This window comes from Vibrio sp. KMM 9700, assembly GCF_058545285.1.
Map to the genome: position 1 here is coordinate 411985 of NZ_CM178589.1, position 20186 is coordinate 432170.

Here is a 20186-nt window from a genome sequence, read left to right on the forward strand (position 1 = left end):
AAATATACATATCTTTAGAATTTGCCCCATGTTCAAACTCCGCCCGTATCAAAGCGACAGTGTTCGCGCCACCATTGATTATTTTCGTAAACGCAGCGATCCTGCCGTACTTGTCTTGCCTACCGGCGCGGGTAAAAGCTTGGTCGTGGCAGAACTTGCGCGCATTGCTCGTGGCAAAGTTTTGGTGCTCACTCATGTAAAAGAGTTGGTAGAACAAAACCATGCTAAATATGAAAGCTATGGCCCTAAGGCGAGCATCTTCTCCGCTGGACTTGGACGCAAAGAAGTCAGTGATCAAGTGGTGTTTGCTTCGGTGCAATCTATGGTCAAAAGCTTAGATGTATTTGAGCATGAGTTTTCACTCTTGGTCATCGATGAATGCCACCGCGTGCCGATGGATGAAGACTCTAGCTATCAAAAAGTCATCTCGCATTTAAAACAAACCAACCCAAATATCAAAATTTTAGGCTTAACCGCAACCCCCTACCGCTTAGGTCTGGGCTGGATATATCAGTATCACACCAAGGGGCAAGTCAAATCTGAAGAGCCAAGATTTTTCCGTGATTGTATTTTCGAGTTGCCAATTTCATACCTTTTAGATGAAGGCTTTTTAACCCCAGCCAAAATCATTGATGCGCCTGTGCTTAGCTATGATTTCTCACATTTAAAGCCAAGCCTTGCAGGGAAATTTAAAACTTCTGAGCTTGATAGCGTGATTGAATCCGCCAAGCGCGCCACACCGCAAATTGTTAGCCAAATCATTGAGAAATCAAAAGATAAAAAAGGCGTGATGATCTTTGCGGCCACGGTTCGCCATGCTCAAGAAATTATGCAACTGCTTGATGGGCATAGCGCCGCCCTTGTGATTGGTGAAACCAAAGTCTCTGAGCGGGCGCAAATTATTGAAGATTTTAAAGCGCAAAAGATTAAATTTTTAGTCAATGTATCCGTATTAACGACAGGTTTTGATGCGCCGCATGTGGATCTGATTGCGATTTTGCGCCCGACCGAATCCGTGAGTTTATATCAACAAATTGTAGGGCGGGGTTTGCGTCTATCTGAGGGCAAAACAGAGTGTTTAGTGCTAGATTATGCTGGCAACAGCTATGATCTATTTCAACCTGAAATTGGCGAAAGCGCGCCAGATTCAAACAGTGAGCAAGTGACCATTCCTTGCCCTGCTTGCGGCTTTAATAATAACTTTTGGGGTAAATTAGATACAAATGGCTTCTTGATTGAGCATTATGGGCGCAAATGCCAAGGTTATTTTGAAGATGAAGAAGGCGTGCGCGAACATTGCAATTATCGCTTTCGCGCCAAATATTGCCCAGAGTGTGGCGCGGATAATGACATTGCAGCGCGCGTTTGCCATGAGTGTGACACTACCTTGGTCGATGCCGATAAAAAGCTCAAAGAAGCGCTGAATTTAAAAGATGCGCTGGTCTTTGAGTGCCGTGATTTACTGCTCGATACTTTTAAAAATGACAAGGGCAAATTAAACTTAAAAGTGACTTATGTGGGCGATAACGATGCCAAGGTGCATCAGTTTTGGTCTTTATCCACGCCCAAGCAAAAGCAAGTTTTCCTACAAAAATTTGTCAATTCGCACTTGGCAGATAAGCATCGTCCGTTTGATGCGACTTCACCGACTAAGGTTGTGGCGGAGCAACATAGATTTCGTTTACCTTTGTTTGTGATTGCCAGAAAGTCTGGGCGCTTTTGGAAGCTGCGTGATTTAATCTTTGAGGATGAGTTACAAAGCCCGTTAAGTTTGGAGTTTTAACCATTAGATTATGGCGCTTAAATTATACCTGAGTGCAATGTTCAAGTATCTGCATGTGTGTGTATCAGCGCAGCAAAGATTTGAGACACATGGATGTGTCGAATAGAGTGCCCATGGATGGCTTGAACGTCTTTGCGTAGTCGATACATACACATGTAGATGAGATGCTAGCACCAAGTTAGAAAATCTCTCCCACTTTGACAATTAGACTTGTCCCACACATCAGTTAATGATAGAATCCGCGCTCGCTGCGTAAGCTTTGATCTAAAATCAGACAAACTTACCCAGTGCAGGCATTGGCTGGTCGCAAGTCAATGTAAATAATTAATTTTCGAATTTGAGAGTAATACTATGAAATTCAATGCAGTCGTACGTACTGATAAAGAACTAGGTAAAGGTGCGAGCCGCCGCCTACGTCACGCAGGTCAATTCCCAGCTATCGTTTACGGTGGTGAAGCAGCGCCAGTTGCTATCGCACTAAACCACGACGAAGTTTTCAACCAAATGGACAAGCCTGCTTTCTACGAAGCAATCACTCTTGTTATTGATGGTGCTGAAGTTCAGGTTAAACCACAAGACGTTCAACGTCACGCGTTTAAGCCAAAAGTTGAGCACATGGATTTCATCCGCATCTAATCGCCTACCAAGCGAACAGATCGTATGATCCCCTTTTGCATATAGATTGAAATCGACCTTACCAATCGATATTCATCAAAAATTAGACAGGCCAGTGCTACCAACGCTGGCCTGTTGCCGTTTTAGGCTCCCACAAACCTCTCCTCTATCTACGATATCATCCAACGATTCTCTTTTAGCTATTTATCTATCTTCTCTTGTTTATTCTTAAAGTGTATTTCTTTTTTCATCAATTAGTTGCACAACTCTTAAATTCTTAAGTTTTTCTTCAGTTTTGTTTTTTATTCTTTGTATAATCAAACTTACATTCAAAGAAAAACACAACTATGCGCCTATTATTAATTGAAGATGACGAAATGCTTGGCCAGTCTATGGTCACCTCTTTAACCCGTGGCGGTTTTACCGTTGATTGGGTTACCTTTGGTGAACAAGCGATCACTAGCGTCAATACTGAAAGTTTCTCAATTGCAATTCTTGATCTTACTTTGCCGGATATCGATGGTCTTACTGTACTCAAACGCATTCGCCAACATGGACATACGCTGCCGATCATGATTTTAACTGCGCGTGATGATAAACGTGATTTAGTCAAAGGTTTAGATCTTGGCGCGGATGATTATCTTACCAAGCCCTTCTCTTTGGATGAGCTGATGGCAAGACTGCGCGTCTTATTGCGTCGCGTTGGCGGTTTTGCCAGCGAAGATATTCATATCGGTGAGGTGCGACTCTCTCTTTCTGATCATCGGGTTTATATTCAAGATGAAGAGCTTAAACTTACCCGTAGCGAATTTAAAATTTTTGCCACTCTTGCGACCCATTGCGGCAAAGTCATGAGTAAGAGTCAATTGCAACAAGCCCTGCATGGTTGGGAGCTTGATGTTACAGAAAACACGATTGAAGTTCATATTCATAATCTTAGGAAAAAACTACCTAAAGACTTAATTAAAAATATTCGCGGTGTTGGTTACATTGTTGAAAAATAAGGATATGAAGTGTTTTCAATTAAGCGTCGACTAATTTTAGTCAGCCTCTTTGCAATTGTCATTTTGGAGCTGATCACAACCGGTTTTATTTATGATAGTACCAATCATGAGATCGAAGAAGTCTATGATGCAAGGCTAAGCAGTTTTGCGAAATTCTTTGCGCTGTTTACCCCAGAGCTTCTTGATGATCCTAGCACCCAAAACTGGGAAGCTTTCCTTGAGAAGTTGCAGGTATCGCATAATCACGGCTACAGCAAAGAAATCCGCCCGTATGGTCATCCTTATGAGCGAAACATTATTTTTCAGATTGTTCAAGATGGAAAAGTTATTCTGCACTCCACCCCTGCCCCAAGTGAATTTTTAGGCAAGCAAGGCTTTCAAGGCTATGGACAAACTGAAGTAAATGGCGAATATTGGCGTTATTATCAAATTAATATTGATAGTGATGCAGACTACACTGTACTGACTGCCGAAAAGACCAAAATCCGCCATGAACTCATCAATGAGATTGCATTGTCGACAGCAGTGCCATTGCTCGTTTTTATTCCCATCGTCACAGCGCTGCTGATTTTTTTAATCAACCGATTCTTGCGCCCTTTATCTGATTTGGAAAAAGCTGTCAGCAAGCGCGACATTCACAAACTTGATCGCATCAAGGTGCCTGAACCCACTCAAGAATTAACGCCTTTAGTCGATGAGCTCAACCGTTTATTGGCGCAATTAGAAGCCGCTTGGCAACGTGAAAAACGCTTTACGCGAACGGCTGCGCATGAGCTTAAAACCCCACTTGCGGTGCTGCGCCTCAATGCGGAAAATGCATTGAAAGCCGACAGTGAAGCAGAGCGTCAGCAAGATTTAAGCAATATATTAATTAGTATTGATCGAACCGACCGTTTAATATTTCAAATGCTCACCTTATCCAAGGTTGAATCTAAGCTACAAATTGATGCCCAGCCTATGTATATCCCAGATATTTTAGGCCAATGTATTGCCTACCTTGCGCCACTGGCAATTAAAAACAATCAAGAAATTAGCTTAGATGAAAGCGCCAAACAAGATCCCCTTGCCACCCGTTTGGTTGATCCTATTTTGCTTGAAAGCTTATTTAGTAACTTGATTGATAATGCGATTCGCTATGCGGGCGCGCAGGCAAAAATTGAAGTCCTGAGCTTTATTGAAAATGATGACTATGTCGTACAGGTCAAAGACACAGGCGCAGCAATTAGTGTTGAAGTGCGCGAGCGTATTTTTGAAAAGTTTTATCGTGGGCATTCTGAGCGTGGTGATGGTGCGGGGCTTGGCATGAGCATTGCTGCCGATATTGCCCAACTGCATCAGGCAAGTTTGCGGTTATTACCAAATCAATCCGAAATCGGAAATTGCTTTGAAGTGCGGTTTTTTAGTCCTCATCAAACAAGTTAAACTGAGGGTTTTCTGGCGGCACTTGCGCGCTAGACTCAGCGGCCTTACGCTGCGCTAGTTTCTCACGATAATATCGCTGCTGGCACAAACGAATTACATTTTTTTTGCGCGTATTCGAGAATTGCATCCATTCAAATCGCTCTTCTCGATTACGCATGCACCCCTTGCAATATCCTTTCTCATTCATTTGGCAAACGCCAATACAAGGACTGGGTACGTCAAAAAAGTCGAGTTGCTCCATTTATCGATCTCCTCCTTATTCTTGGCTACTTTTACGTGACTTGCTTTTGTAAATGCCTGTAAAATCTGAGACTATTGGTTAAGATAATAGTCTAACTAAATTAAGAATTACACCTAAGTTACTGTAAAAGTGCTCAAGCGCACCTTTCAAGATCTAACTTTATATTAAAAAGGACTTCTTTTATGAAAAAACTAATACTCGCTGCAAGCCTACCTTTTATTTTAAATGCATGTAGCAGTGTCGACGAAGCGATGGGCCCAACCATTTTAACGCCGCAAGATCTGCAACATCATCGCTGGGTACTGGCTGAAATTGATGGCGAGAAAGTGCCAGAGCCTGCCAACAAAGCAGCAATATCATACTTAGAGATTGGCGAGAACATGTATGCAGGCGGTCTTGCTGGTTGCAATACTTTCCAAGGTCAAGCTATGGTCGATCAAGAAAGTGGCGAGTTTAAAGTCGATAAAATGGCCATGACGATGAAAATGTGCGCAGACAGCAATGCGATGGCAACTGAGCGTGCGGTCGCAAGTACCCTTTCGACTTGGTCAAAAGTAACGCTTAGCAAGGATGAGTTTGAGTTTAAAGGTGATGAGCATACGCTAACATATAAATTAAGTGAGTGGATGAATTAAGTCTATCTGTCACTAATTTATCTTTAGCTGGCAAAGTGCTGCTTAAAGAGTGTTAGCTATATACGAGGATAATATGAATACAGTGGATGTAATGCGAGAGTACAATGAGTTTGAACGAAAGCGCATTAACTCGTTTAATGGTGTAAAGAAAACAGATAGTAATCTGACTAAGTTCGTATCAAATGACCGTCATGGTAGCTATATTTCATTCTTCAGCTTCGACGAAAGCCTCACTGAATCAATAGTTAAAGAGCAACTTGTATACTTTAACAAGCGCAATTTGTGCTTTGAGTGGAAAACGTACAGTACGGATAAACCAAGTAATATCGGCGAAGTATTACTTGCTAATGGTTTTGAAAAAGAAGCCTCCGAATCATTTATGGTTTTGGATCTTTCAAAGGCCATAGCTGAGTCCTTTGATGAATCTCAGATCACAGAGGTTTCTGACAGCACAGGCATTCGTGACGCAATAAGGGTTCAAGAACAAGTTTGGGGTGGAAACTTCGATTGGCAATACAACTACCTAATGAGTCTCAAAGAACATTCTCCAGATTCAGTGTCCATTTATGTAGTGTATGTCAACGATCAACCCGTCACTTCTGCTTGGTTAACATTTAATGGAAGCAGTCCATTTGCTGGTATTTGGGGCGGAAGCACAATCGAAGAATTTCGGGGTAATGGTTATTATAGTTTGCTACTCAATAAGCGTATTGCTGAAGCAAAATCGAAAGGAGTTAAATATCTTATAATCGATGCCTCAGATATGAGTAAACCAATCGTATCAAAGCGTGGTTTTGAAGTCGTAGCGACAACTGCGGGGTACACTTCACCAAATAGCTAACAAGCTGTTCAAGAAAGTTTCGCAACGCGTGGCATTTTCACTACCCTAGTAATTTTATAAGGAACTACCAGTTTAACCAATTGTTTTATATAGTTATTTGTTTTTAATAATTGTTTTATATAGTTATTTGTTTTTAATAATTGCAGTATTTTCTCAAGAATGGAGAAATCCTACAGCTTCGTTATCACCTAAGAGGGAACAATGGAACTTAGAGCATTTGAAAAGGAAGATCATGACTTGCTTATCGGTTGGATCGACTCGGATAAATTGAATTATCAATGGGGTGGTCCAAATTATGAGTTTCCATTGGATTCAGTGCAAATTTCTAAACACTGTTCTCAAGCGCAAGTGTTTCCCTTTATCTTCGTTGTTTCAGGTCAGAGCGCTGGCTATGTTGAACTATTCAAAGTTTCAGCGTCACATTTTAGAATTTGCCGCGTATTTGTTTCAGAAAACTTTCGCGGAAAGAGTATTTCAAAACGCATGCTTGGTCAGTTAGTTGAATTAGCAAAAGAAAAATATAGCGCTAGCTTACTATCATTGGCTGTATTTGAACGGAACATAGTTGCGAGAAATTGCTATGAGTCTCTTGGTTTTACCGTGACATCGCGTGAAAATGGCTCTCGCTCTTTCGACGGTGAGGTTTGGGATCTTTTACGTATGGAAAAACGGTTATAACAAGATAATTGGGTGATGCAGAATACTCGTTTGAGATTTAACCTCGCTAACAAGCATTGCGACCTAATGTTCGAAATTCTGATAGTGTCGAGGTATAGCTCTCAAATTAAATTATAAATTTGACGCTAGTTTAGAATCAGCATTGTTGGTTATGTTATTGCCTATAATTAGATATTACGATAGCCTGCAAGTTAAGCAGCAAAATGCTGTATAGAGCGTTAGTTGCTCGGCAATACTATCAGTTTGCAGGGAATTTTTGTTTCTGATGTAAAACTCGCATTATTCGAATGATATCGCCTTGTACCGAGTAGGAAACGATCATTGAAACCTCAGGAATAATGAGTAATCGTCCTCGAATGCCATCACGCTTTACTCCCATAAGAGGTTGCTCTAATAAAGATTCGACTCTCGTTTCAATGAGGTCATCTGCTTTTTCAGCAGCGTCAGGATTGAAGTCATAAAGAAATTCGAAGATTTTTTCACGATCGTTAAGGGACTCTTCTTCCCACTGAATCATAGCTTGCCTCGATTGCGTATTTTAGCTTTACGCTCTGCCATTCGAGATTTAGCTGAGTCATGGTTAGTAAAAACAGATTGACCCGAGTCAAATTTATCAAAAGCAATGTTTACTTGTTCTGTTAACCATGAGTCATGAGATAAAGTTTTTCTTTGCATGTCAGCGAGTTGTTCAGTTAATTCACGGCATGCGTCACTTAGGGTTCTACCTTGGCTTTCAGCCATTTGTTGAGCAAGGCGTTTAGTTTCTTCATCGATTCTAAATTGAATTCTAGTGTCCATGATATGCTCCATATTCGGCGTGTGTACAAATGTTAGCACTAGATTTAAAGTTGAGCAACAAACAGAAGATTTATCAGCTTCGGCTAAGATTTCTTACGTAAATACGCGCTCATACTAGGAGCATTATTCTGTTGATTGGGATTGGTGCGTTAGTTCTGATGATAGACTTCACAGCATGCCGAGAAAAATCTCCTAACAAGGCGTTAGCACTCAAGGAGGAAAGTAAGTGTTTATAGCAGTCTATGAGTTTGAAATAAAGGATGGGATGGAAGCGCCATTTCGAGAAGCATGGCTCGAAGTCACAAAGATAATTTATCAAAAGTGCGGTAGTTTTGGCTCAAGACTTCACACATCAGATAAGCCAAATGTTTTAGTGGGTTACGCACAGTGGCCGAGTCGAGAGCAATGGGAAAAAGATCATAATTTAACTGGTGAACTGTACGACAAAGCTCGCGAAGAAATGCGAAATTGCCTAGTACAATCGAGAACAGTTTATCAATTAGAAGTTAGCGATGATTATCTACAAACCTCTCAAGCGCCAGAGTGCTAACCAACTGCTCAAGGGGATTCGCAAGTCTGGCATCTGCGGTTTACATTAAATTCAGTGATTATAGTGTTAAGCGGTGAATAGGTTTGTTGTTCACCGTTTAAGCAAGCGTTATATTTTTAATCGATTTCAGGGTTAGAATCATGGATGAACGAAGTAAGTCATATTTAGAACAATACCTTAGTTCCTTGCCCGATGACGTGGCAGTAAAGTACACCTCATTCAGCGCAGATTACTTTTGTGCTGACGAATACAATGTAAATACTTGTGCAGATCTAATATTGAAAGGTGAAAAGACCGCTACATGTAGTCTTGATATCTGGTATAGCGAGCAAGGTGAAACAATGCCAAAAGTAGGACATCTAATGGTCGTAACGAATTGGAACGGTGAACCTGTTTGTATTGTCGAAATAACATCGGTTAGTAAGTGCAAATACAACGAAGTTACAGCAGAATTTGCCGCATCAGAGGGTGAAGGCGATAAGACACTGAGTTGGTGGAAAAAAGCGCATTGGGATTTCTTTTCAAAAGAGTGTGAAACACTCAATATAAGCCCATCAGAAGATATGCTACTCGTATTAGAGCACTTCAAAACGGTATATTCAGCAAAAATATAACCAGCATTTAACCCTGAACGCCCATAGCTACAGTAATTTACAGTAAGTTAGCTGCTTACTGTGTTTTTAATTAGGTAAGTTTATTCGCATCTTAATTCGCCGGTTAGGTGCTGAAGATTTAAATGTGTTCTTAGTAGCAGAAAAAGCAGAATCAGTTTTAGCTCGAGGAGACTATAAACTCATACCTGACTAGACGATAGAAAAGGATATCATCAAGGGTTAACTTACAATTACAATGTATAAGCTTTCAAATGGAGTGTATAGAGTGGAATTAGACATATTCGTCGTTGATGCGTTTACCGATCAACAATTTAAAGGCAACTCAGCAGCAGTGATTCCCTTGCAAGAATGGTTGCCCGATGCGCTAATGCAAAATATAGCCGCTGAAAATAACTTATCAGAAACAGCCTATATAAAACATATCAGTGCTAACCAGTATGAAATTCGCTGGTTCTCCCCTCTCACTGAAATTGATTTTTGTGGTCATGCAACGTTAGCCTCAGCTTATGTATTGTTTCATCATTTTGCTGTTGAAGAACAAATTGAGTTCATCACTCAAGAAGTTGGCAATTTAAAAGTCATACACAATACGCAAAATGAAATTGAAATGACCTTTCCCAACCAAAAACCAACGCCTGTGAGCGATATCCCGACACAAATTTTAGATGGACTCTCCCACACGCCAGTTGAGGTTCTCAAAAACAGGCAAGCCTACTTTGCTGTCTTTGCGTGCGAAGAAGAAGTGTTAAAGGTTACGTATGACTCAGCGCAATTAAAACAACTTTCTCCGCTAGATCTTGTCGTCACAGCGCAATCGAATCACTATGATTTTGTCTCACGTTATTTTTGGCCCGCAAACGGCGGCGATGAAGATCCCGTAACAGGTTCGATTCATGCTGGTTTAGCGCCCTATTGGGCTGATAAATTAGGCAAGGCTGATTTACTTGCTTATCAAGCTTCTAAACGAGGTGGCGTCATCAAGTGTTGTGTTTTAGGCGAGAAGATTGTTATTTCAGGCCAAGGCGTTCTGTATTTAAAAGGCAAAATCAACGTCTAGGAAAATAGCATGACGAATTTTAAAGCTCATCACACCTACTTTGACCTCTCTTTTGAAAAGCTGTCTGGTTTGGCGAAGGCATATCAAGATATCGAATTTGAAGAATGCCAATTCATTGATTGTGATTTCTCCGGGGTTAAATTTCATCAATGTAAATTTATCAACTGCGAGTTTAAAAGCTGTAACTTAAGCTTGACTGACTTTTCAAATACTAGGCTCTTTGAAATAAGCTTTCAAGACAGCAAATTAGTCGGCATTGATTGGACCAAAGCCGATTGGCCTGTCTATCACTCAGATTTTGAGCTGAGCTTTTTGCGCTGCATTTTAAATGATGCTTCTTTTTTTGGGCTCACCCTCAATGAGTTAGTTTTTGAAGAATGTAAATTGCACGATGTTGATTTTCGTAAAGGAAACTTTGCGCACTCAAGCATGACTGAGTGTGACTTTACGCATAGTTTATTTATGCGCACTAATTTGCAAGGTGTTGATTTTAGAGATTCAACAGCTTATAGCATTGACGTTTTAGAAAATAATATTAAACAGGCCAAGTTCTCAAGATATGAAGCGTTAAGCTTGCTTGAAAGCTTAGGAATTGAATTAGTTGATTAAGGACGAAGTCTTGGAGCCCATATTGAAGATCGATTTAATAAAAGAAACTGAGCTAAGCCAAGCTGCCGCGATTCATCAGAGCGTGTTTGCGCGCCAAAAAAATTCGCTGCAATGGTTAGCGTCAAGCTTTCATGCCTTTCCGCGCTATCTATTATTTGTAGCGAAAATAGATGAGCAAGTGGTTGGATATATCAGTTGGGCGCAAAAAAGTGGTTTTCGTGATGAAACCGTGATGGAGCTTGAGCAACTCGCAGTGATGTCTGCGCATCAAGGCCAAGGCATTGGCCGCGCCCTTATCTCCCAAAGCTTGCCATTAATCAAACAACAACTCGCCAAACAAGGCTCAGTATTAAAACATATTATGGTGACCACAAGAGCAGATAACCATGCCCAAGCCTTATACAAATCCACCCTTGGGGCTGAAGTTGAAGCTGTGATCGCCAATCTATATTCAGCGGATGAGGTCTTGATGATTGCGCGAAATATTCCCTAGCGAAACATAAGAAGCCAAAGTATAAAAAGGCAAACCGCAATTGTCACTGCAACTTGCCCGATTATTTTGTGTGAAAGGAAGAATTAGTAAAAATTAAGCATAACGGTGACGCACATTGTCCGCCGCTTTCACCATGTTCACCAAGGCTGCTTTGGTTTCTTCCCAACCGCGCGTCTTTAACCCACAATCAGGATTCACCCATAAACGCTCAATTGGGATAAGCGCAATCGCCCTTCAACTGCGCTTGATTTTTATCTTGCCAGTAAGCTTCCAATGCAAATTTAAGTTCACGTGCTTGACCGATTCTTGGGTAGCCTAAAATGTGTGCTTTCGTCATGGTTAATTCCTTCTTCCTGATCTCAAGTTGATTGATTAGCTGGTTAAACTGATAGCTTTACTCATTTAGCCATCTAGATGTTTATCTTGTATTTTTATATTCAAGTGAAAGCGGTGAAAAAACAATCAAACTTCTTTAGAGGTGAGAATGAAAAAAATTCAAGACGTAATCCTTGGCTTTTATTCGCATTTTTTGTTAACTTGGATATTTAGACATCTAAACGGCTAGATTGCAAAGGAAGCATAATGATCGAAATAAAGCATTTACAGACTCTCTCTTGTTTGGCGCAAACCAATTCATTAGCGGCAACCGCTACCGCAAGGCATATGACGCAATCGGCTTTATCTCATCAAATTAAGGAGCTTGAGCAGCGCATTGGGCAGCCCTTGTTTTACCGAAAAACTCGACCCGTGCACTTTACGCCGCAAGGTGAATTGTTATTAGCCTTAGCGCAAAAAGTCCTTCCTGAGCTTGAACAAGCCGAGAGCCAATTACTTAACTTGGTCAAAGGTGAGCATGGCGGGCGTTTGAATTTAAGCATGGATTGTCACGCCTGCTTGCAATGGATTATGCCGGCTCTAAAAAGTTATCAAAGATCATGGCCAGATGTGGATTTGGACTTTATTTCAGGCTTTGATTTTGAGCCTTTGCCTGCGCTATTAAATGGTCAGCTTGATTTGGTCATCACCTCTGACATCGAGCCTAGAAATGAGGTTTATTACACGCCTTTGTTTGATTTTGAAATGCGCCTGATCACAGCCAATGATCATCCCCTTGCAAGTAAGCAAAGCATTGACGCAAAGGATTTAGCCGATCAAACCTTGCTCACCTACCCCGTTCCCAAAGCGCGTTTAGACATAGTGAATTACTTTTTAGCCCCAGCCAATGTACAGCCTAAAAAATGGCGTCAAGTGGATAACACTTTGCTACTCGTGCAAATGACGGGCGCAGGTTTTGGTGTGGCGACGATTCCAAGTTGGGCGGTGTATGAATTTAATCGCCAAGATTTATTAGCAAACTTAAGCTTAGGGGATGGTTTGTGGCGCAGGCTCTATGCGGCGGTGCGTGTGGAAGATAAAGACAAACCTTATATTCAGGATTTTTTCAAGCAAGCGAAGCACTATTGTGAGACTAGCCTTCAGGGGATCAAGGCAATTTCTCCGCGTGGATAACGGCAAGTGCACGAAACCATGTGCTCATGCAAAACGGGAAGTGAATTGATGAGCACATTGGCGTGATTGAGTATTAGCGGTTTAAATATAAATGGCTTTGGCTTGATGTTTATTTGGGCTTAAATTGGTTGGTTAATGGATCATAAGCAAAGCCAAGTTGATTCATTTTATCTTGCAAGGTATCTGTCTGCATTTCGTAGACTTTGGACAATTCATCTAGGCTGCCACACTCTAGGCGCAGCTTTTCATTGACGATGCCAAATAGAATGGCAGGATCCATATGTTGGACATGACTTAAATCCATAGTGACTATCCTTTTGTATTGTTGCGATGCCTATAGTTGATGTTGCTTAATACCATGGAACAAAGATTACTTGCACAGGGATGTGCAAGTGTATAGCGACCAAGGATGGCTCGAGCGTCTTTGTGTATTGGTATAAGCAGCAGCAACTTTCCACATATACATCTAAAAGGATAGCGCAAAAATCAAGCTATGTATGTGAATTTAGAGTTAGACTCCGATAAGGATCGCAAGATTTGTTAGCGCCGTATAGCTAATTAAAAGGCTCGCCAGCACTGGCCAAACGACAGGTTTTTGACGCGTAAACAAATGCCATACCCAGAGCACAATCGACACCAATAAAGCGCCTAAATTGACCAAAATGCCTGGCACTAGCATCTCAAGCATTTTCGGCTCAAGTTGCATACCTTTCACTAACACCACCACAGCAATCGCCATTGTTGCCAATACGCCAATCACAGGCAATAAAGTATGAAATGCTTGCAAGCGCGTACGACCCGCAATTAAGAGCACATGCGCAAGACCTGCGCCAAGCAAGCAAAAGACCCCAAGCATAAAGAAACTAAACAAAGCGCCCATATTCAAACTTAAGTAAATGCAGCAACCTACAGCAATCAAAAGTGCGAGATAAAGTAGCCATTCTGGGCCTGTATCTGTCGTTTTGCCTTTTTTGCCTAAACGCACTTGGCTGTAAAAAGCCAGTAAACACACGCCAGTGAGCGCGATTGGCCAAAAGGTCAAGCCTGCGACTAGTCCTAAAATCCCAAGGTTTAACAGCTGCTTATAAATGCGCCCTCTTTGTCCTGGGCAAATATCGCCTTTTTTAAGGATAATCACTAAGGTAAGTAATGCGCCCAAAATAGCGGGAAGTAAACTCAAAGATAAAATGCTAAACATGGATTGCCTTGTAAGGTGTCGGTCAAGTAAAGGAGCAGAGTCTAGCAAAAACTTAGCCTAAGCTCCAAATACAGTTAGAGATTCTCAAAATGTTTTTTTAAGCGATCGGCGTTTCTTTGGCTACTTTTAAAGAAAAAGTCATAGATATCACCGACCACAGGAATACTGCCGGCAAGCCAGTCAAAGACAACCGTAAACAGCATTTTTATAATTAAGCCAGTGGGCGCTTTTAAACGCGCGGCTTGATAAACCAAATACAGTTGCGGCATTAAACTGACCGTATCCCCTGCGACAGGCAATAAACCAATTAATGCATCCAAACCAAACTTAAAATTGGTTCCTGGGATCTTAAATTTGCCATCCATCCATTTGGCGATTCGCTCAACTTTTGCCATTCTTCTAGTAAAATCTGTATCTTGCATTCTATTCATCCTTTATTGAGCCTAAGAAAATCCAATTTTATTATTTAAAAAGGTTCAAACCCCTTTCAACGCAAGGGATTTAGCTTATTTCGGTTTTTAAAATCTTGCACACTATTATTAGCTATCTGCTAAAATACAGTGTAAACTTTCGCCCAAATCAAGCAAGTGCCTTGTTTTCTGCTTCATCTATATTTATTCCTTCAAGTGAGCCTTATGTCTTTTACCCAAAAACTCCAAGATCAAGTAACCAAAATCTTTGATTACCAACCCTATTGGGCGCAATGTTATGGTGTTGCACCATTTTTGCCGACCTCGCGTAAAGAAATGGACGCTCTAGGGTGGGATTCTTGCGATGTTGTATTGGTGACAGGTGACGCTTATGTGGATCATCCAAGCTTTGGCATGGCGATCATTGGCCGTCTTTTAGAAGCGCAAGGCTTTCGCGTCGGGATCATTGCCCAGCCAAAATGGGACAATAAAAATGACTTTATGAAGCTCGGCAAGCCCAATTTATTTTTTGGGATCACCGCGGGCAACATGGACTCGATGATCAACCGCTATACGTCGGATCGCAAATTGCGTCACGATGATGCTTATACACCAAATAATGAAGGTGGTAAACGCCCAGATCGTGCTGTTTTAGTTTATTCGCAGCGCTGCCGTGAAGCCTTTAAAGAAGTGCCGATTGTATTAGGTGGCATTGAGTCAAGTTTGCGCCGTATTGCACATTATGATTATTGGTCAGATAAAATTCGTCGTTCGGTTTTATTTGATGCCAAAGCAGATATTTTACTTTTCGGTAACGCTGAGCGTGCACTGGTTGAAGTGGCGCACCGCATTGCCAACCAAGAGCCTCTTGAAAACATGACACGTATTCGCGGCACCGCGGTTAACCTAGCGCAAGTGCCTGACGGCTATACAGTTGTGGACTCGTCACGGATCGAAAAGCCAGGCAAGCCTTTTGTGGCGCAAAACCCGTATCAAACCGAAGAAAACTGCCAAGAAAACGAAGCTGCAGAAAAAGCTAGCGTACAAGTGGCGCAGCCAATTCATGTGCGTCCATCTCGCCATGACGCAGCCAATACTGCTGTGCGTTTGCCTTCTTTTGAAAAACTACGCAACGATAGAATTTTATATGCGCATGCTAGTCGCGTGATGCATCTTGAAACTAACCCATATTCTGGGCGTGCTTTGGTGCAAAAACATGGCGACCGTGAGCTTTGGGTGAACCAAGCGCCGATTCCATTGACCACAGAAGAAATGGACTATGTGTTTGATTTACCGTATGCACGTGTGCCGCACCCTAGCTATGGCAAAGCAAAGATACCAGCGTATGAGATGATCAAAACCTCGGTCAACATTATGCGCGGCTGCTTTGGCGGCTGCTCTTTTTGCTCTATTACTGAGCACGAAGGCCGTATTATTCAAAACCGTTCGCAAGCGTCTATCTTAAACGAGCTTGAACAAATTCGTGACAAAGTCCCAGGTTTTACTGGCACAATCTCAGATCTTGGCGGCCCAACCGCGAATATGTATCGCCTTGGCTGCTCAGATCCAAAAGCTGAAGCAAACTGCCGTCGTCCATCTTGCGTCTTCCCCGGCATTTGTAACAAGCTTAATACAGATCACCAGCATACCATCGACTTATACCGCGCAGCGCGTCAAGTCAAAGGCGTTAAAAAGGTCATGATTGCATCGGGCGTGCGTTATGATTTGGCAATTGAATCCCCAGAATATGTGAAAGAGCTCGTGACTCACCATGTCGGCGGCTATCTAAAAATTGCCCCTGAGCACACTGAAAAAGCCCCGCTTGATAAAATGATGAAGCCGGGCATGGGCACTTATGACAAATTCAAAGAAATGTTTGAGAAATACTCAAAAGATGCAGGTAAAAAGCAGTATTTGATCCCATATTTCATTTCAGCCCACCCAGGCACTGAAGATGAAGATATGCTTAACCTCGCGCTTTGGCTTAAAGCCAATGATTTTGAGTGCGATCAGGTGCAAAACTTCTACCCATCGCCTATGTGTAACGCCACGGCAATGTATCACTCAGAAACCAACCCACTCAAACGCGTGAAATACAAACAGCGTGAAGATGTGCCGGTAGCCAAAGGTGAACGTGCGCGCCGCTTACATAAATCCCTGTTGCGTTATCATGATCCAGCCAACTGGCCGATCATCCGTGAAGCTTTAATTAGCATGGGTAAAAAGCATTTAATTGGCGATAAGCCACATTGTTTAGTGCCTGAAGAAGACATTGATGCACTGACCCCAGCGCAACGCCGCAAGTCAGGTCGTCATGGCGCAAACCGCTTTGGGCAACAAAAAAATGGTACAGGACAAGGCAAGCGTCAATCCTCGCCAAGAGGCTCAAACCAAAAGCAATCCGGCCAAAAGCAAAAGTTTGCTACCAAGCATACTGAGTTTACAGCTAAAAATGGTTCAGGCCAGCCAGATGTGCGCAAAGAAAAGCCGCAAAATGGCAAAAAGCCAAGCGGTGCAAGCCGTGGCCAAAAAGCGAGCCAAAACGGCCAGCCAAATAAGCCTGCTCAAAACAAAAAGCCAAATGGACGCAGACAGCCTAACTTGTCACGCTAGCTTTAAGCTTATCTCTTAATAAAACCACTATGAATGCCGCTTATAACCTAAGTGGCATTTATTTTTTCTCGCATATAACCCTGTTTAAGTATATCCTCAAAGAGTAAAAAGCTTCGCTAACTTATTATTTTCATTAAAATAAGGATATATGATGAACACATATCTACACAAAAGTTTAAAGCCACTACTTTGTGCATCTCTTGTTGCCGCAAGCTTCTCAAGCTTTGCCGCCGATCCCCTGCCATCGTGGAATGATGGCGCAGCTAAAACCTCTATCATCGAATTTGTTGAAAAAACCACTGACAAAGACTCTTCTGACTTTATTCCTATTCCAAGCCGTATCGCAACCTTTGATAACGATGGCACCCTTTGGTCAGAAAAACCTGCTTACTTCCAACTTCTGTTTGCGATTGACCAAATCAAAAAAACGGCTGATCAGCATCCAGAATGGAAAACCACTGAACCTTTTGCGTCAATCTTAAAAGATGACCTAAAAGGCGCACTTGCTGGTGGTGAAGAAGCACTGTTTAAAATTGTCTATGCGACACATTCAAACATCAGCCAAGAAGACTTCCAACAAAATGTGAAAGATTGGATTAAAACGGCCAAGCATCCAACCACAGGTCGTCTCTATTCTCAAATGATCTATCAACCTATGTTAGAGCTATTAGATTATTTGCGTGATAACGACTACAAAACCTTCATCGTGTCAGGTGGCGGGATCGACTTTATGCGCGCCTTTACTGAAGAAGTATATGGCATCCCACCTGAACAAGTTGTCGGCAGTCGCATTCAAACGAGTATCATAGAAAAAGATGGTAAGCTCGTGGTGAATCGCGATCCTAAGCTTAGTTTTATCGACGACAAAATTGAAAAAGTAACAGGCATCCACCAACATATTGGTCGCCGCCCTGTTGCCGCGTTTGGTAATTCAGATGGTGACTTGCAAATGCTCCAATACACCACTCAAGGTGATGGCGCGCGCTTTGGATTATATGTGCATCACACCGACGCTGAGCGTGAATGGGCGTATGATAAAGACTCTGATGTTGGCGCATTAGAAGAAGGCCTAGTTGAAGCGAAGAAGAATGGTTGGACAGTTGTGGATATGAAACAAGACTGGAAGGTTATTTATCCGCAGCTAAATAAATAATAATAATCATTATACTTCACAGATATTTCCATCTTCAAAATAACTTAAATAAAACTTAATTATTTAAGTCTACAATCAAGCACTGAGTGGATTTTTAATATTTTACAACCAAATGTTAACAAATCCACTTAAGTGCTAAATCTTTGTTGAAAAAAGACTTTCCTACTTATTGATCAATATCAGTTAAACGGCTTGTGTAAGTTAGTTTTTGTCAAAATCATTTGATTTGATATTGTGATTCAATCCAAACCCCCTATAATAATATGGCATATTAATTATTACCTAGCTTTCAAATCTAGTATTTATATGTTTTGTGCATTACCTATAATAAAGTGGAATCTATTTCGGAGAATCTATGAAGCTCAAGAATAAAAGCGCAATGAAAAAGCTAACGCTAAATGCGTGTACACTAGCTTTAGGCGCAGCATCTGTTGCAGCGCACGCTGCAGATAAACCAAACATCGTTGTTATCTTTGGTGATGATATTGGTTACTGGAACCTTAGCACATACAGCGAAGGCATGATGGGTTATAAAACACCTAACATCGATCGTATCGCAAACGAAGGTGCTAAATTCACTGACTATTATGCACAACAAAGCTCAACCGCTGGTCGTTCTGCATTCATCACAGGTCAAATGCCAAAACGTACAGGTCTATCTAAAGTAGGTGTACCTGGCGCACCATTTGGTATCAGTGAAAAAGATCCAACAATGGCTGTAATGCTTAAAGATCTTGGTTATGCAACAGGTCAATTTGGTAAAAACCACTTAGGTGACCGTGACGAATATCTACCGACTAACCACGGTTTTGATGAATTCTTTGGTAACCTTTATCACCTAAATGCTGAAGAGCAACCAGAAAACGTTGACTGGCCAAAAGATCCTGAATTTACTAAGAAATTCGGCCCTCGTGGTGTTATCAAATCAACAGCAGACGGCAAAGTTGAGGATACAGGTCCTCTAACTCGTAAGCGTATGGAAACTGTTGATAACGAATTCCTTGGCGCAGCATTTGACTTCATCGATCGTGAAGTGAAAGCTGACAAACCTTTCTTCACTTGGATCAACACAACACGTATGCATAACAAAACGCATATCGCTGACAAGTGGAAAGGCAAAACTGGTCTAGGTGATTACGCTGACGGCATGATCGAGCATGATGATCAAGTTAAACGTATTCTTGATAAACTAGACGAACTAAAAATTGCTGACAACACAATCGTTCTTTACACCACAGATAACGGTCCTATGATCATGTCTTGGCCGGATGCGGGTATGACACCATTCCGCTCTGAGAAGAACACTGGTTGGGAAGGCGGTTTCCGCGTTCCAGCTATGATCCGCTGGCCTGGACACATCAAACCAGGAACAGTTATCAACGACATCGTTGCGGGTGAAGACTGGTTCCCTACACTTCTAGCAGCAGCTGGTAACACAACTGTTAAAGAAGACCTACTTAAAGGCACAACTGCTCAAGGTAAAGAATATAAAGTTCACCTAGACGGTTATAACATGCTTCCTCTTCTAACTGGTGAGACAGATAAAGGTCCTCGTGACGAATTCTTCTACTGGTCTGATGATGGTGACCTACTTGCAATGCGTAAAGGTCGTTGGAAATTCCACTTCGCGATCCAAGAGCACGAAACAGGTTGGGATGTTTGGGAACGTCCGTTCACTAAACTACGTGTGCCTAAACTATTTGACCTGAAAATGGACCCATTCGAGCGTGGCGACACGTCTGACTTCTATGGTCCATGGCAGTATGAGCGTCAATTCCTACTTTCAGGTATTGCTGCGCCAGAAGCGATGAAGATGATTCAAACATTCAAGGATTTCCCACCTCGAATGGAACCAGCAAGCTTTACTGTTGAAGTAAAATAAGATTAGGTTAATATAAGCCTTAATAAGTGGTGTGTAGTACAATCTTTTTAGGTTGCCTATGCACCATTTTTTTAAATTATT

The 20186-nt window shown here is 41.8% G+C and carries 22 protein-coding genes and 2 pseudogenes; 16 read left to right on the forward strand and 8 right to left on the reverse strand.

Annotated features, from left to right (window positions below; all coding sequences use genetic code 11):
* The first annotated feature begins 28 nt into the window (after positions 1–28).
* The 4 genes from radD (at position 29) to AC2VOY_RS01860 (ending at position 4824) form a co-directional block, all read left to right on the forward strand.
* Positions 29–1783, forward strand: coding sequence for a DNA repair helicase RadD (gene radD, locus AC2VOY_RS01845; RefSeq protein WP_491831942.1), 1755 nt, complete (start codon positions 29–31; stop codon positions 1781–1783).
* 351 nt (positions 1784–2134) lie between these two features.
* Positions 2135–2419: a 50S ribosomal protein L25 gene (rplY, locus tag AC2VOY_RS01850; RefSeq protein WP_491831943.1), complete on the forward strand. Its 285-nt coding sequence runs from the start codon at positions 2135–2137 to the stop codon at positions 2417–2419.
* A 326-nt stretch (positions 2420–2745) separates the two neighbouring features.
* Complete coding sequence (locus AC2VOY_RS01855) at positions 2746–3402, forward strand: response regulator (RefSeq protein ID WP_491831944.1); 657 nt, start codon at positions 2746–2748, stop codon at positions 3400–3402.
* Between the two features lie 9 nt (positions 3403–3411).
* On the forward strand, positions 3412–4824 hold the full coding sequence (locus tag AC2VOY_RS01860) for an ATP-binding protein (protein WP_491831945.1): 1413 nt from the start codon (positions 3412–3414) through the stop codon (positions 4822–4824).
* On the opposite strand, the gene AC2VOY_RS01865 is transcribed toward AC2VOY_RS01860, so the two are convergent.
* Positions 4802–5065 (reverse strand): DUF1289 domain-containing protein, encoded by a 264-nt coding sequence (locus tag AC2VOY_RS01865; RefSeq protein WP_491831946.1) that lies wholly within the window; start codon positions 5063–5065, stop codon positions 4802–4804. The genes AC2VOY_RS01860 and AC2VOY_RS01865 overlap by 23 nt on opposite strands.
* A gap of 182 nt (positions 5066–5247) precedes the next feature.
* On the opposite strand from AC2VOY_RS01865, the gene AC2VOY_RS01870 reads away from it, so the two are divergent.
* The 3 genes from AC2VOY_RS01870 to AC2VOY_RS01880 all read left to right on the forward strand — a co-directional run bounded on the left by AC2VOY_RS01870 (position 5248) and on the right by AC2VOY_RS01880 (position 7219).
* The gene (locus AC2VOY_RS01870) at positions 5248–5700 is read left to right on the forward strand and encodes an META domain-containing protein (protein WP_491831947.1); all 453 of its coding nucleotides are present in this window, start codon (positions 5248–5250) and stop codon (positions 5698–5700) included.
* 73 nt (positions 5701–5773) lie between these two features.
* On the forward strand, positions 5774–6541 hold the full coding sequence (locus AC2VOY_RS01875) for a GNAT family N-acetyltransferase (RefSeq protein WP_491831948.1): 768 nt from the start codon (positions 5774–5776) through the stop codon (positions 6539–6541).
* A 201-nt stretch (positions 6542–6742) separates the two neighbouring features.
* Positions 6743–7219 carry a GNAT family N-acetyltransferase gene (locus tag AC2VOY_RS01880; protein ID WP_491831949.1) on the forward strand — a complete coding sequence of 159 codons (477 nt, stop codon included), beginning with the start codon at positions 6743–6745 and terminating at the stop codon, positions 7217–7219.
* A 238-nt stretch (positions 7220–7457) separates the two neighbouring features.
* Here AC2VOY_RS01880 and AC2VOY_RS01885 read toward each other — a convergent pair whose 3' ends face one another.
* Together AC2VOY_RS01885 and AC2VOY_RS01890 are read right to left on the reverse strand one after the other, a co-directional pair.
* The gene (locus AC2VOY_RS01885) at positions 7458–7736 is read right to left on the reverse strand and encodes a type II toxin-antitoxin system RelE/ParE family toxin (RefSeq protein ID WP_491831950.1); all 279 of its coding nucleotides are present in this window, start codon (positions 7734–7736) and stop codon (positions 7458–7460) included.
* The gene (locus AC2VOY_RS01890) at positions 7733–8017 is read right to left on the reverse strand and encodes a type II toxin-antitoxin system RelB/DinJ family antitoxin (RefSeq protein ID WP_491831951.1); all 285 of its coding nucleotides are present in this window, start codon (positions 8015–8017) and stop codon (positions 7733–7735) included. The genes AC2VOY_RS01885 and AC2VOY_RS01890 overlap by 4 nt, the downstream gene beginning before the upstream one ends.
* A gap of 226 nt (positions 8018–8243) precedes the next feature.
* Between AC2VOY_RS01890 and AC2VOY_RS01895 the strand changes: the two genes are divergently transcribed.
* From AC2VOY_RS01895 to AC2VOY_RS01915, 5 genes are all read left to right on the forward strand, one after another.
* Complete coding sequence (locus AC2VOY_RS01895) at positions 8244–8567, forward strand: antibiotic biosynthesis monooxygenase family protein (RefSeq protein ID WP_491831952.1); 324 nt, start codon at positions 8244–8246, stop codon at positions 8565–8567.
* 140 nt (positions 8568–8707) lie between these two features.
* Complete coding sequence (locus AC2VOY_RS01900) at positions 8708–9181, forward strand: ASCH domain-containing protein (protein ID WP_491831953.1); 474 nt, start codon at positions 8708–8710, stop codon at positions 9179–9181.
* A 265-nt stretch (positions 9182–9446) separates the two neighbouring features.
* Entirely contained in the window at positions 9447–10238 is a 792-nt protein-coding gene (locus tag AC2VOY_RS01905) for a PhzF family phenazine biosynthesis protein (RefSeq protein ID WP_491831954.1), read from the forward strand.
* Positions 10239–10247: 9 nt separating this feature from the next.
* A complete protein-coding gene (locus AC2VOY_RS01910) occupies positions 10248–10847 on the forward strand; it encodes a pentapeptide repeat-containing protein (protein ID WP_491831955.1) in 600 nt (199 codons plus the stop codon).
* A 37-nt stretch (positions 10848–10884) separates the two neighbouring features.
* Positions 10885–11340 (forward strand): GNAT family N-acetyltransferase, encoded by a 456-nt coding sequence (locus AC2VOY_RS01915; protein WP_491832981.1) that lies wholly within the window; start codon positions 10885–10887, stop codon positions 11338–11340.
* Positions 11341–11433: 93 nt separating this feature from the next.
* Here the strand turns inward: AC2VOY_RS01915 and AC2VOY_RS01920 are convergent.
* Positions 11434–11571: pseudogene (locus tag AC2VOY_RS01920) on the reverse strand (hypothetical protein); the annotation flags it as partial.
* Position 11572: 1 nt separating this feature from the next.
* A pseudogene (locus AC2VOY_RS01925) lies at positions 11573–11677 on the reverse strand (hypothetical protein); the annotation flags it as partial.
* A 245-nt stretch (positions 11678–11922) separates the two neighbouring features.
* Here AC2VOY_RS01925 and AC2VOY_RS01930 point away from each other — a divergent pair.
* Positions 11923–12849, forward strand: a complete 927-nt coding sequence (locus AC2VOY_RS01930; RefSeq protein ID WP_491831956.1) for a LysR substrate-binding domain-containing protein — start codon at positions 11923–11925, stop codon at positions 12847–12849.
* A 109-nt stretch (positions 12850–12958) separates the two neighbouring features.
* Here the strand turns inward: AC2VOY_RS01930 and AC2VOY_RS01935 are convergent, their stop codons facing one another.
* The 3 genes from AC2VOY_RS01935 to AC2VOY_RS01945 form a co-directional block, all read right to left on the reverse strand.
* Complete coding sequence (locus AC2VOY_RS01935) at positions 12959–13153, reverse strand: DUF4250 domain-containing protein (RefSeq protein WP_491831957.1); 195 nt, start codon at positions 13151–13153, stop codon at positions 12959–12961.
* Between the two features lie 207 nt (positions 13154–13360).
* Positions 13361–14047 (reverse strand): HI_1241 family integral membrane domain, encoded by a 687-nt coding sequence (locus AC2VOY_RS01940; RefSeq protein ID WP_491831958.1) that lies wholly within the window; start codon positions 14045–14047, stop codon positions 13361–13363.
* Positions 14048–14121: 74 nt separating this feature from the next.
* Positions 14122–14469 (reverse strand): DUF4112 domain-containing protein, encoded by a 348-nt coding sequence (locus AC2VOY_RS01945; RefSeq protein ID WP_491831959.1) that lies wholly within the window; start codon positions 14467–14469, stop codon positions 14122–14124.
* 213 nt (positions 14470–14682) lie between these two features.
* On the opposite strand from AC2VOY_RS01945, the gene AC2VOY_RS01950 reads away from it, so the two are divergent.
* The 3 genes from AC2VOY_RS01950 to AC2VOY_RS01960 all read left to right on the forward strand — a co-directional run bounded on the left by AC2VOY_RS01950 (position 14683) and on the right by AC2VOY_RS01960 (position 20105).
* Complete coding sequence (locus tag AC2VOY_RS01950; RefSeq protein ID WP_491831960.1) at positions 14683–17070, forward strand: YgiQ family radical SAM protein; 2388 nt, start codon at positions 14683–14685, stop codon at positions 17068–17070.
* Positions 17071–17218: 148 nt separating this feature from the next.
* Positions 17219–18223, forward strand: a complete 1005-nt coding sequence (locus AC2VOY_RS01955) for an HAD family hydrolase (protein ID WP_491831961.1) — start codon at positions 17219–17221, stop codon at positions 18221–18223.
* 355 nt (positions 18224–18578) lie between these two features.
* Positions 18579–20105 carry an arylsulfatase gene (locus AC2VOY_RS01960; RefSeq protein WP_491831962.1) on the forward strand — a complete coding sequence of 509 codons (1527 nt, stop codon included), beginning with the start codon at positions 18579–18581 and terminating at the stop codon, positions 20103–20105.
* The last annotated feature ends 81 nt before the right edge of the window (positions 20106–20186 follow it).